Consider the following 11,824-nt stretch of genomic DNA (forward strand, 5'->3'; position numbering starts at 1 on the left):
CATCCCGCCTGCCACTACTACAAGCTGGTGGCCGAGGACGCCATCTACGACCCCGAGATCTACGGCGGCCAGCGCACCGCGATCATGTCCTCGCTGCTCGAGACGATGGGCGCGAAGGTCGCGGACTACTCGACCTGGTTCGACTGCTGCGGATTCGGCTTCCGCCACGTGCTGGTGCAGCGCGACTTCACCCGCTCCTTCGCGACCCTGCGGAAGATCGAGCGGATGAAGGAGGAGGCCAACCCCGACGTCACCATCACCCACGACACCGGCTGCGTCACCACCCTCGACAAGAGCCAGTTCGCCGCCAAGGCCCACGGCCGCAACGTGGGCATCCCGGTGATGTCGGAGGCGCAGTTCGCCGCCCTGGCGATGGGCGCCCACCCCTACCGGGTCTGCCAGCTGCACTGGCACAGCACCGACTACCGGCCGCTGCTGGAGAAGATGGGCATCGACTGGGAGAAGGCCTGGGTGGAGTTCGAGAGCGACCTCGAGCGGCTGCGCAGCGGGAAGGCCGAGTTCCTGACCTGGGACGACGCCAATGCCAAGTGACACCGTCGTCGTCATCGGGGGCGGCCCGGCCGGGCTCACCGCCGCCCGTGCCGCGGGCGAGCTCGGCGCCTCGGTGATCCTGGTCGAGGCCCGCGAACGCCTGGGTGGCACCCCGATCAGCTCCAACTACGCGGCGCTGACCCCCGACTTCCGGCCCGCCGAGGAGGCGATGGCGGAGATGGTCGCCGCGGTCGAGGCGCTGCCCCGGTGCACGGTGCGGACCTCCACGCGGGTGACCGCGCGCGAGGGCGAGGCGGGCGCCTTCCGCCTCACCCTGGCGAGCGGCGACAGCTCCGACACCGTCGAGGCGGCGGCGGTGATCCTCGCCACCGGCTTCGACCACTTCGACCCCGGGCGCGAGACCCAGATGTACGGCTACTACGAGTACGAGGACGTGCTCACCCTGCAGGACCTCGAGGCCCAGCTCAAGGAGCACAAGGTCGTCGTCCCGTCGACCGGGAAGCCGCCGGAGCAGCTCTGCTTCATCCAGTGCGTCGGCTCGCGCGACCGCCGGATCGGGAACACCTGGTGCTCCAAGGTCTGCTGCGGCATCGCCTCCAAGGAGGCGATCGAGGTCAAGCGGCTGGTGCCGTCGTGCAAGGTCTTCGTCTTCTACATCGACATGCGCATGTACGGCTTCTGGGAGGACCAGATCTACTGGAAGGCCCAGGAGGAGTACAAGGTCAACTTCATCCGCGGCATCGTCACCGAGGTGATCCGCCGCGGCGACAAGCTGATCGTCAAGGGCGAGGACACCACCATGGGCCGGCCGGTCGAGGCGCCGATGGACATGGTGGTCCTCAGCGTGGGGATGGAGCCGAGCAAGGGCACCATCGAGATGGCGAAGGTGCTCGACGTGCCCCGCGAGTCGCACGGGTTCATCGCCACCGTCGGCGCCCCCCTCGACACCGTCACCACCCCGGTGCCGGGGATCTTCGTCGCCGGCGCCGCCGCCGGTCCCAAGGACCTCGAGGACAGCGTGTCGATGGGCGGCCTGGCGGCGGCGAAGGCGGTGGCCCTGGTGCGGCGCCATGCCGCCGCGGCCCTGCCGGTCGCATGAACATGCCCGCGGGCGGCCAGGTCGTCGACACCCCGGCGGCGAGGGAGTTCCTCGACCGGGCCCTGGAGCGGATCAGCCGCGACGACTGCCGTGCGATCACCGCCGACTGCGCGCGCAAGGCCGCCGGCCTGCAGCGGCTGCTCGCCGCCGGCCGCTGCGCGACCCTGGGCGAGGCCGAGCTGCGCATCCTGCTGCGCGCCGTGTTCAGCACCCGCCGCCGCGCCGACGGGGTGATCGAGGCCGCGGGCGGCACCCGGGGGCTGGCGCAGCTGCTCGACGAGCTCGCCTGGGGCACCGCGCCGGTCGCGGAGCGGGTCGACGACTTCGTCCTGCGGCTTGCGCCGCTCGGCGACGGCGAGCTCGCCTGCGACCTCGCCGGCGAGGTCCTCCACCACGTCCATCCCGGGCGTCTCTGGCTGTTCTCGCGCTGGCTGTGGAGCCCGCGGCTGCGCACCGGCGCGCTCGGGCTGGTCACCACCGAGGCGGACCTCTCCGGCGACACCCCGGGCGCGACCTACCTCAAGCTCGGCCGCACCCTGGTGATGCTGCGGGCGAGCGCCGACGCCGGCGGCCTGCTCGGCCTCGGCGAGGAGCCCTGGGACCTCGACGTGCTGCTCGCCTGCGTCTACTGCGTGTACCTCTACACCATCACCCGGCTGCGCATGACCCAGGAGTTCAACAAGGTCATCCCGCCGCTGCCGGAGCTGGTCCGCCGCTTCCTCGGCGTCCACCGGCTCGAGCTCGAGGAGGCCTGACCATGGCGGTCGAACCCGGACGCATCCACGAGCACGAGCACTGGGTGCAGGACGGCGTCGACATCTCCGGGCACTGGAACCGGATGTTCGACCCGCGGACCATCGACGAGTACCCGCTCGACATCCTCGAGCGGATCACCGGCCTCCCCGGCGGCGAGTCGCTGGGCTGGTGCTACCAGTGCGGCAAGTGCACCGCGGTGTGCCCGGTCGATCACGTGGGCGACTACAGCCCGCGCAAGATCTTCCGCAAGGTGCAGCTGGGGATGAACCTCTTCGACGACCCCGACCTGTGGCTCTGCACCACCTGCATGAACTGCCTGCGGGTGTGTCCCAAGGGCGTGAACATGATCGAGATCATGCCCGCGGTGCGCGAGCAGGCGGTGCTCGAGGGGAACGTGCCCGCCGAGCTGCTCACCGCCTTCGAGAACACCATGCGCCACGGCAACCCGCTCGGCGAGCCCCAGCGGAAGCGCGCCGACTGGACGAGGGGCGCGGGGGTGCCGGTGCCGGTGATCAAGGGCCTCGGCCGCCGCGTCGACCTGCTCTGGTTCGTCGAGTGCTACCCCGCGTACCACCCCCGCGGCCGCGACGCCTCCCAGGCGCTGGCGAGGATCCTCACCGCGCTGGAGCTCGACTTCGCCATCCTCGGCGTCGAGGAGCGGTGCGTCGCCGACTCGCAGCGTCTCGCCGGCGAGACCGGCGTCTTCGAGGCGATGGCCGAGCACAACATCGGGGTGATGCGGAGATACGAGTTCGACCGCGTGCTGGTCACCGACCCCCACGCCTACAACGCGTTCCTCAAGGAGTATCCGAAGCTGGGCGGCAGCTTCGAGACCATCCACTACAGCCAGCTGCTCGCGCCGCTGATGGAGCGGCTGCCGATGCGGAACTCCCTGGGCCTGCGGGTCACCTTCCACGACCCCTGCTACCTGGGCCGCCACAACGGCGAGTACGACGCGCCCCGGCGCTGCCTGGAGTCGATCCCCGGGGTCGAGCTCACCGAGATGAAGCGCTGCCGCGCCAACGGCTACTGCTGCGGTGGCGGCGGCGGCGGGATGTGGCTGGACGGCACCAACAGCGAGCACATGAGCGAGCGGCTCTCGGAGCGGCGGGTGCGGGAGGCGGTGGAGACCGGGGCGGACGTGCTCGCGGTCTGCTGCCCCTTCGAGGTGTCGCGCTTCGAAGACGCGGTCAAGTCCACGGGGAACGCGGGCAGGCTGCGGGTCCTCGACATCGCCGAGCTGATCGACATGGCCATGACGAGCCAGAGCGAAGGAGAGTAGGCAGTGCACATCGTGGTGCCGATCAAGGAGGTCCCCGACCTCGTCGAGGAGCTGGAGGTCAACGCCGACGGCAGCGACCTCGACCGCGAGTACCTCAAGTACAAGATCAACGAGTGGGACGAGCAGGCGCTCGAGGAGGCGCTCTGCCTCAAGGACGAGGCCGGCGCCACCGTGACCGCCGTCGCCGTCGACACCGGTGACGTCGACGGCTACCTGTACACCGCGCTCGCCAAGGGCGCCGACCGGGCCATCAAGGTGACCGGCTCGTTCGCCCGGGGCGGCGACAACCACACCGTCGCGGCGGCGCTCGCCGGGGTGATCGGTGGCCTCGGCGCCGACCTGGTGCTCGGCGGCGTGCAGGCGCCCGACGACCTCGACGGCCAGCTCCCGGTGCTGCTGGCAGCGGCGCTGGGGCTGCCCTGCGTCAGCGTGGTCAGCGGCGTCAGCGTCGACGGCGGCACCGCCAGGGTGCGGCAGGAGTACTCCGGAGGCCTGATGGCCGAGCTCGACGTGACCCTGCCCGCGGTGATCGGGGTGCAGGCGGCCCGCCAGGCTCCCCGCTACGCGGCGGTGAGCAAGGTCCGCCAGCTGATGAAGCAGGTGACCCTCGAGGAGGTCGCCGCCCCGGCAGGAGGCGGCGAGGGCGGCGGGCTGCGCATCCGCCGGCTCTACCGCCCCGAGGCCGCAGGTCACGCCGAGATGATCGAGGGCAGCGCCGAGGAGCAGGCGCAGCGGATCTTCGACATCCTCGCCGAGCGCAAGCTCGTCCGGCGCTAGAGGGAGACCACACGATGGGTTCCACCGTCCTCGTCGTCGGCGAGCAGCTCGACGGCGTCCTCGCCGACATCACCTACGAGCTGGTCGCGCTCGCCCGCACGCTCGCCGACGGGGGCAGCGTGGTCGCCGCCGGTGGCGGGGCGGGCTTCGAGAGCGCCGCCGGCTCGATCGCGGCCGACCGGGTCTGCGTGCTCGGCGGCGCGCAGATGGCCGACTACACGCCCGAGGCCTACGGCGCCGCGATGGGGGCGCTGGCCACCGAGTGCGCCGCCGACCTGGTCCTCGCCGCCACCAGCGCGGTCGGGCTCGACACCGGCGCGGCGGTGGCCGCGGCGCTCGGCGTCCCGCTCGTCTCCTACGTGGTGGGTGCCACCCGCGAGGGCGGCGACCTGGTCACCACCAGCCAGCTCTACGGCGGCAAGCTGCTCGCCGAGGCCGAGGTCGCCGGTGGCCGGGCGGTGCTCACCGTCGTTCCCGGGTCGGTCTCGGGCGAGGCCGGGAAGGGCGCCGCGGGTGCGGTCGAGAGCGTCGCCGCGGCCGCGTCGCCGGGCCGGATGGCCTTCAGGGGGATGATCCGCCCCGAGGCCGGCGGCGTCGACATCACCAAGCAGGAGATCCTCGTCTCGGTGGGCCGGGGCATCGAGTCCCAGGAGAACATCGAGCTCGTCGAGGAGCTGGCCGAGGCCCTGGGCGGCACCGTCTCGGCATCCCGCCCGATCATCGACAGCGGCTGGATGCCCAAGGTGCGGCAGGTGGGCAAGTCCGGCCTCACGGTGAAGCCGAAGCTCTACCTCGCGGTGGGCATCAGCGGCGCTCCCGAGCACCTCCAGGGGATGAAGGACGCCGAGTTCATCGTCGCCATCAACACCGACCCCAATGCGCCCATCTTCGACGTCGCCGACTACGGCGTGTGCGGCGACCTCTTCGACGTGGTCCCGGCGCTCACCGAGTGCGCCAAGGCGAGCGCATAGGAGCCGGCATGCTGGCGGTGCAGGACACCCACCGGGAGGTCTTCGAGAACTTCGCCTCCTGGATGGCGACGCTCTTCTACACCATGGCCGCGGTGGCGGTGGCGGTGTTCCTGCTCGGCGTCGCGGTGCGGGTGCGGAAGTTCCTGCAGGGCAACGGCCGGGTGAGCGTCGACCACCCCCTGCGGCGGCTGCGGAACGCGGCCACGGTGGTGGCGACCAACTCCACCGTCGGCCGCCGCGACCGGCTCACTCACCTCGCCCACCTGGGGATCATGTGGGGCTTCATCGCCCTCTTCCTCGGCACCGTCATCGTCACCATCGACTACGACTTCGCGCGCAACATCAACCCCTCGCTGCGCTTCTGGAACGGCGGCTTCTATCTCGCCTTCAAGGTGGTTCTCGACACCCTGGGCGCCGCCTTCCTGCTCGGGCTGGGGGCGATGATGGTGCGCCGCTGGGTGATCACCCCCTGGCGGCTGCGCTACGACCGCGTCGACCGCGCGCCCGGCGAGTACGACCGCACCCCCTACCGGCGCGGCGACGTGCTCTTCGTCTCGCTGCTCTTCGCCATCGGGGTCACCGGCTTCCTCCTCGAGTCCTTCCGGCTCGCCGCCGACCGGCCCGACTCCGCGCCGTTCTCGCCGCTGGGCTCGACGATCGCGCGCGGCCTCGACGCCATCACCACCTCCCACACGGTGTGGATCAACTGGCACACCGGGATGTGGTTCACCCACGCGGTGCTGGCGCTCGGCTTCATCGCCTACATCCCCTACAGCAAGGCGGTGCACATCCTCGCCGACCCGATCAATCTCTTCCTCCGCGACCCGCTGGCGGCGCGGCGCCTCCAGCCCCTGCCCGAGCCGGAGCCGGTGCCCGCCGGCGCCGCCCCGGCGGCCGCGGGCACGGCGCCGGTGCTGGCCACGGTCGGGGTGCAGCGGGTCACCGACCTGAGCTGGAAGGACCTGCTCGCCCTCGACTCGTGCACCAAGTGCGGACGCTGCCACGAGGTCTGCCCGGCGCGGCTCGGCGGCGCCCCGCTCTCGCCGCGCGATCTGATCCTCGACCTGCGCGAGTACGCCGACCGCGACCTCGGTGTCGACGGTCTCGCCGCCGCGCTGCTCGGCCGGGTGCCCTTCGCCACGGTGACCGGCGGCGATGGCAACGGCAACGGCGACCGCACCCTGCCCGGCAACCTGATCGGCGCCGACACGCTGTGGGCGTGCACCACCTGCCGGGCCTGCGTGGAGATCTGCCCGGTGGGCATCGAGCACGTGCCGATGATCGTCGACCTGCGCCGCGCCCTGGTCGACGCCGGTGAGGTCGACCCCAAGGTGCAGAAGGTCTTCCAGAACCTCGACCGCTACGGCAACTCCTTCGGCCAGCCCGAGCGCAACCGCGGCCGCTGGACCAAGGGCCTCGAGGTGAAGCTGAAGGACGCGCGGAAGGAGCCCGTGGACGTGCTCTGGTTCGTCGGCGACTACGCCTCCTTCGACCCCCGCTGCCAGGACGTGAGCCGCGCCCTCGCCCGGCTGCTCACCGCCGCCGGCGTCGACGTGGGCATCCTCTACGAGGGCGAGCACACCGCCGGCAACGACGTCCGGCGGGTGGGGGAGGAGGGGCTCTTCGAGGGCCTCGCCCAGCACAACATCGAGACCCTCGGCGAGTGCGAGTTCAAGGAGATCGTCACCACCGACCCGCACACCCTCAACACCCTGCGCAACGAGTACCCGGCGCTCGGCGGCAGCTGGCGGGTGCGCCACCACACCGAGCTGCTCGCCGACCTCGTCACCGCCGGCCGGATCCGCATCGGCGCGGGGCTGCGCGACGCCGTGGCCACCTACCACGACCCCTGCTACCTGGGCCGGTACAACGGGGTCTACGACCCGCCCCGGCGGCTGATCAGCGCCACCGGGGCCCGCCTGGTCGAGATGGGCCGCTGCCGCGACAACAGCCTCTGCTGCGGCGCCGGCGGCGGCCGCATCTGGATGGACGAGCTCGGCACCGGCGAGCGGCCCAGCGACCAGCGCATCCGCGAGGCGATGGAGATCCCGGGGGTGACCCACTTCGTGGTGGCCTGCCCCAAGGACGTGAACATGTACGAGGCGGCGGTGCGCGCCACCGGCTTCAGCGACCGGCTCAGGGTGGTCGAGATCACCGAGATGCTCGCCGAGGCGATGTTGTCCGACGTTCCGGAGCCGGCCGCCGAGGCCGAGCCCGCGCTGCAGGTGACCAGGGGAGGATCCGATGACGACGGCGAAGGGATGTGAGCTGCCCGAGGACCTCTACTACTTCGTCGAGAAGCACATCTGGCTGCGACCGGAGGGCGACGAGGTGGTGATGGGCCTCACCGACGTCGCCCAGCATCTCGCCGGCAAGGTGATCGCGGTGACCGTGAAGAAGGTCGGGCGGTCGCTGAGCAGGGGCCAGAGCGCGGCCACGGTCGAGAGCAGCAAGTGGGTGGGACCGGTTCCCACGCCGGTGTCCGGCGAGATCGTCGCGGTGAACTCCGGCCTGGTCGCCGACCCCGAGCTCATCAACCGCGACTGCTACGGCGACGGCTGGGTGGTGCGGCTGCGCGCCGGCAGCTGGGCGGAGGAGAGCGCCGGCCTGGTCACCGGCGCCGCCGGCCTCGAGGCATACCAGGCCTTCCTCGACCAGGAAGGCATCAGCTGCGAGTGAGGCTCAGACACCGGTGGCCACCCTGCGCGGCTGCGAGCTGCCCGACGACCTCGCCTTCGACGTCGAGCGCGACGTCTGGGTGCGTCGTGAGGGCGACGAGGTGGTCTGCGGCATGACCGACGTCGCCCAGACCCGCTGCGGCCGGATCGTCACCCTGCAGTTCCGCCGGGTGGGGCGGGTGGTGGCCCGCGGCCGCAGCCTCTGCACCGTGGAGAGCGCGAAGTGGGTCGGGCCCTTCCCGGCCGCGCTGACCGGGGAGATCACCGCCGTCAACCAGGCGGGCTTCGCGGCCAACCCGCTGATGGTCAACACCGACCCCTACGGCGAGGGCTGGCTGGTGCGCCTGCGCCCCACCCGCCCGGAGCGGGAGTGGCCGGACCTGCTCACCGGCGACGCCGCGGTCGACGCCTACGCCGCACGCATCGCCGAGCTCGACGTGCACTGCTATCGATGCGCAACGGAGGAGAGTGCATGAGCACCGACACGCTGACCCTACCCGGCGACCTCCGCTACGACGCCCACCACCAGTGGGCGCGCTGGGAGGACCCGGTGTGGCGATGCGGCATCACCGCCTGGCAGGCCGAGGCCGCCGGCGACATGGTCCACATCGGGCTGCCGGTGGCGGGCTCTCAGGTGGGCGCCGGTGACGAGGTCGGCAGCGTCGAGTCGGGCAAGTGGGTGAGCGCGCTCTTCGCACCGGTGTCCGGGGTGGTGGTCGCGGTGAACGGCCTGCTGCGCGTCGACCCCGCGATCGTGAACCGCTCGCCCTACGACGACGGCTGGGTGTTCACCATCCAGCCCTCCGAGCCCCTGGTCGGTCTCGACGCCGAGGCGTACCTCGAGGTGATCGTCGCCGAGGAGGCGGCGGACGCGCCCCGGATCAGGGAGCGGGCCGAATGACCATCACCGTTCCCATCCACCGCCGGCGCCAGCCCGTCCCCGAGCACGAGGGACCCGCCAACAGCCCCGCCCAGGTGCAGACCAGCCTCGCCGGGGCGGTGACCCTGGGAATGGAGCGCGGTCGCTTCAGCGACAACGTGCACCTGCGCGGCCTCAACCTTCTGCTCCTCTACGAGAGCGGCTGCCGCGCCCGCTGCACCTACTGCGGGCTCGCCAAGGACCGGCCCGAGGTCAGCGAGCGGGCGCGCAACCACACGTTCATCCGGGTGAAGTGGCCCACCTATGGCACCGAGGAGATCCTCGCGCGGGTGAAGGACGACTGCGGCAACATGCAGCGGGTCTGCGTGGCCATGGTCCAGGACCACCGCGCCTTCGCCGACTCCAACGCGGTGATGCGCCGCTTCCGCGACGAGACGTCGATGGGCATCTCGGCGCTGATCACCGCGACGGTGGTGCGCAGCCGCGAGATGGTCGAGGAGATCCTCGAGGCGGGCGCGGACATGTTCACCGTCGCCTTCGACGCCTGCACCCCCGAGCTCTTCGACCGCACCCGCGGCCGCGGCGCCCGGGGGCCGCACCGCTGGGAGCACCACTGGCAGGTGCTGCGCTGGGGGGTCGAGGTCTTCGGCCGCTTCAGGACCGGCGTGCACCTGGTCTGCGGGCTCGGCGAGACCGAGCGGCAGATGGCGGAGATGATCCAGCGGGTCCACGACTGCGGCGCCCACACCCACCTCTTCGCCTTCTTTCCCGAGGCGGGCACGGTGATGCAGGACGTCGACCCCGCGCCGATGGGCCACTACCGGCGCATCCAGGTGGCTCGCTACCTCATCAACCACGGCGTCGGCCGGGTCGAGGACATGCGCTTCAACGACGCCGGCCAGATCGTCGACTTCGGCTGCGACATCGCGCCGCTGCTCGCCGACGGCGAGGTGTTCATGACCTCCGGCTGCGCCGGCCACGACGGCCGCAACGCCTGCAACCGCCCCTTCGGCAACGAGCGCCCGAGCATGCGCCAGCGCAACCACCCGATGCCCCTCGACGCCGCCGCCCGCGCCCGCGCCGCGGACGAGCTGGGCGAGGACCTGCGGCCGTGACCGCCACCGCCGCCCCCCCGCTGATCGACGCCGCCGACCTCGCCGGGGGCTGGGAGATCGGCCGCCGCCACGGGTCGCGGATGAAGTTCTACGCCCCCGCGCTGAAGCGCTTCGCCACCGCCGAGTGGGCGCCGCTGCCGCGCTTCGCGGCGATCTCCCTCACCGGCGCCGACTGCGCCCTGCAGTGCAACCACTGCAAGGCCAAGGTGCTGGAGACGATGTACCCGGCGCGCCGCCCCGACGAGCTCTGGGAGCTGGCGCAGCGGCTCCACGCCCGCGGCACCCGGGGCGCGCTGATCACGGGCGGCTCGGCGCGCAACGGCACCGTGCCCTTCCTGCCCCACCTGCCGGTGATCCGAAGGCTGCGCGAGGAGCTGGGCTGGCGGATCGTCGTCCACTCCGGGGTCGCCGACGACCGCCTGGTCGAGGGCTTCGCCACCGCCGGCGTCGATGGCGTGCTCGTCGACGTGCCCCCGTCGGCGGCGGCGGTGCGCGAGGTGCTCAACCTCCCGCTCGAGCCGGAGCACTTCCTGCGGATGATCGACCGGCTGGTGGAGCGCGGGGTGCGGGTGACCCCGCACGTCGTCCTCGGCATGCACGGCGGCCGCATCGACGGCGAGGCCGAGGTGCTCGACCGCCTCACCGAGTCGGGGATCGCGGCGCTGATCATGGTGGTGCTGATGCCGCTGCCGGGCACGCCGCTGGCGGCGGTCCGGCCTCCGGGGCCGGACGAGCTCGCCCCGCTCTTCGTGCGCGCCCGCCGTGGCTTCGCGGACATCCCGGTGGTGCTCGGCTGCGCCCGCCCCGGTGGCCCTCACAAGGCGATGACCGACCGGCTCGCCATCCTGGCGGGGTTCAACGGCATCGCCTATCCCGCGGACGGCATCGTCGGCCTGGCCGCCGACCTCGGCCTCGTCCCGGAGCTGCACGAGGTCTGCTGCTCGCTCTACGACGTGGAGACCTGACCCCGTGACCTGGACCTCGCTCTGGCACGGCGGCATCCGCGGCGACCTCGGCCTCGCCGTCGACGAGGCGGCGCTCGGCTGGGTGGCGGCGCCGGGCGGCAACGATCGGGGAGTGCTCCACCTCTACCGGTTCGATCCGCCGGCGGTGGTGATCGGCTACCACCAGGACCCGCGGACCGAGGCCGACCTCGCCGCCTGCGCAGCCCGCGGGGTCGAGGTGCACCGCCGGCTCACCGGCGGCGGCTGCATCCTGATGGGCCCGGGACAGCTCGGGCTCGCCCTCGCCCTGCCCCGCGCCGCGGTGTCGACGGCGGGCGGCTTCGGGCCGGTGTTCGCGGCGCTGAGCGGCGGCATCATCCGGGCGCTGCGCCGCCACGGGGTCGAGAGCGTGCTCCGCCCCAAGAACGACCTCGCCGTCGGCGGCCGCAAGATCTGCGGCGTCGGCGCCTACACCGACGCCGCGGGGATGCTGCTCTTCCACGCGTCGACCCTGGTCGACGCCGACATCGACGTGATGCTCGAGGTGCTGCGCATCCCCGACGCCAAGCACCGCGACAAGTTCGTCGCCCACGCCCGCGAGGGGATGACCACGCTCCGCGAGCAGACCGGCCGCGAGGTCTCCGTCGAGGAGTTCGCCGCCGACGTCGAGGACGGCTACCGCGAGGCCCTGGGCGTGCGTGTCGAGCGGGGCGAGCTCGAGCCGGAGCGATGGGAGGACGTCGAGCGGCTCGCCGCCAGCCGCTACCGCGACCCCGGCTGGCTGCACCTCGGCGGCAGCCCCGGGTCGC

At 72.2% G+C, this 11,824-nt stretch carries 13 protein-coding genes; all 13 read left to right on the forward strand.

What is annotated here, in order from left to right; all coding sequences use genetic code 11:
* On the forward strand, positions 1-552 hold a 552-nt coding region (locus VGL20_16460), incomplete at its 5' end, for a heterodisulfide reductase-related iron-sulfur binding cluster (GenBank protein HEY2705275.1).
* Positions 542-1,612, forward strand: a complete 1,071-nt coding sequence (locus VGL20_16465) for an FAD-dependent oxidoreductase (GenBank protein HEY2705276.1) — start codon at positions 542-544, stop codon at positions 1,610-1,612. The genes VGL20_16460 and VGL20_16465, both read left to right, overlap by 11 nt.
* Complete coding sequence (locus tag VGL20_16470; GenBank protein ID HEY2705277.1) at positions 1,609-2,367, forward strand: hypothetical protein; 759 nt, start codon at positions 1,609-1,611, stop codon at positions 2,365-2,367. The genes VGL20_16465 and VGL20_16470 overlap by 4 nt, the downstream gene beginning before the upstream one ends.
* Positions 2,368-2,369: 2 nt before the next feature.
* The gene (locus tag VGL20_16475; protein ID HEY2705278.1) at positions 2,370-3,650 is read left to right on the forward strand and encodes a (Fe-S)-binding protein; all 1,281 of its coding nucleotides are present in this window, start codon (positions 2,370-2,372) and stop codon (positions 3,648-3,650) included.
* A 3-nt stretch (positions 3,651-3,653) separates the two neighbouring features.
* A complete protein-coding gene (locus VGL20_16480; GenBank protein ID HEY2705279.1) occupies positions 3,654-4,427 on the forward strand; it encodes an electron transfer flavoprotein subunit beta/FixA family protein in 774 nt (257 codons plus the stop codon).
* Between the two features lie 14 nt (positions 4,428-4,441).
* Positions 4,442-5,398 (forward strand): electron transfer flavoprotein subunit alpha/FixB family protein, encoded by a 957-nt coding sequence (locus VGL20_16485; protein HEY2705280.1) that lies wholly within the window; start codon positions 4,442-4,444, stop codon positions 5,396-5,398.
* 8 nt (positions 5,399-5,406) lie between these two features.
* Positions 5,407-7,665: a heterodisulfide reductase-related iron-sulfur binding cluster gene (locus VGL20_16490; GenBank protein HEY2705281.1), complete on the forward strand. Its 2,259-nt coding sequence runs from the start codon at positions 5,407-5,409 to the stop codon at positions 7,663-7,665.
* Positions 7,643-8,077, forward strand: coding sequence for a glycine cleavage system protein GcvH (gene gcvH / locus VGL20_16495; GenBank protein ID HEY2705282.1), 435 nt, complete (start codon positions 7,643-7,645; stop codon positions 8,075-8,077). Before VGL20_16490 ends, gcvH begins: the two co-directional genes overlap by 23 nt.
* Positions 8,078-8,090: 13 nt before the next feature.
* The gene (locus tag VGL20_16500) at positions 8,091-8,552 is read left to right on the forward strand and encodes a glycine cleavage system protein H (protein HEY2705283.1); all 462 of its coding nucleotides are present in this window, start codon (positions 8,091-8,093) and stop codon (positions 8,550-8,552) included.
* Positions 8,549-8,977, forward strand: a complete 429-nt coding sequence (locus VGL20_16505; protein ID HEY2705284.1) for a glycine cleavage system protein H — start codon at positions 8,549-8,551, stop codon at positions 8,975-8,977. Before VGL20_16500 ends, VGL20_16505 begins: the two co-directional genes overlap by 4 nt.
* Positions 8,974-10,071: a radical SAM protein gene (locus tag VGL20_16510; GenBank protein ID HEY2705285.1), complete on the forward strand. Its 1,098-nt coding sequence runs from the start codon at positions 8,974-8,976 to the stop codon at positions 10,069-10,071. The genes VGL20_16505 and VGL20_16510 overlap by 4 nt, the downstream gene beginning before the upstream one ends.
* Positions 10,068-11,036 (forward strand): radical SAM protein, encoded by a 969-nt coding sequence (locus tag VGL20_16515; protein HEY2705286.1) that lies wholly within the window; start codon positions 10,068-10,070, stop codon positions 11,034-11,036. The genes VGL20_16510 and VGL20_16515 overlap by 4 nt, the downstream gene beginning before the upstream one ends.
* Positions 11,037-11,040: 4 nt before the next feature.
* A partial coding sequence (locus tag VGL20_16520) for a biotin/lipoate A/B protein ligase family protein (protein HEY2705287.1) occupies positions 11,041-11,824 on the forward strand: 784 nt, incomplete at its 3' end.

Source organism: Candidatus Dormiibacterota bacterium, assembly GCA_036495095.1.
Taxonomy (GTDB): Bacteria; Chloroflexota; Dormibacteria; order Aeolococcales; family Aeolococcaceae; genus CF-96.

Bases quoted from the DNA above. Each gene is read 5' to 3' on its own strand.
- VGL20_16465 (HEY2705276.1), top strand. From the start codon at position 542: ATGCCAAGTGACACCGTCGTCGTCATCGGGGGCGGCCCGGCCGGGCTC.
- VGL20_16490 (HEY2705281.1), top strand. From the start codon at position 5,407: ATGCTGGCGGTGCAGGACACCCACCGGGAGGTCTTCGAGAACTTCGCC.
- VGL20_16485 (HEY2705280.1), top strand. From the start codon at position 4,442: ATGGGTTCCACCGTCCTCGTCGTCGGCGAGCAGCTCGACGGCGTCCTC.
- VGL20_16475 (HEY2705278.1), top strand. From the start codon at position 2,370: ATGGCGGTCGAACCCGGACGCATCCACGAGCACGAGCACTGGGTGCAG.
- VGL20_16510 (HEY2705285.1), top strand. From the start codon at position 8,974: ATGACCATCACCGTTCCCATCCACCGCCGGCGCCAGCCCGTCCCCGAG.
- gcvH (HEY2705282.1), top strand. From the start codon at position 7,643: ATGACGACGGCGAAGGGATGTGAGCTGCCCGAGGACCTCTACTACTTC.
- VGL20_16505 (HEY2705284.1), top strand. From the start codon at position 8,549: ATGAGCACCGACACGCTGACCCTACCCGGCGACCTCCGCTACGACGCC.
- VGL20_16470 (HEY2705277.1), top strand. From the start codon at position 1,609: ATGAACATGCCCGCGGGCGGCCAGGTCGTCGACACCCCGGCGGCGAGG.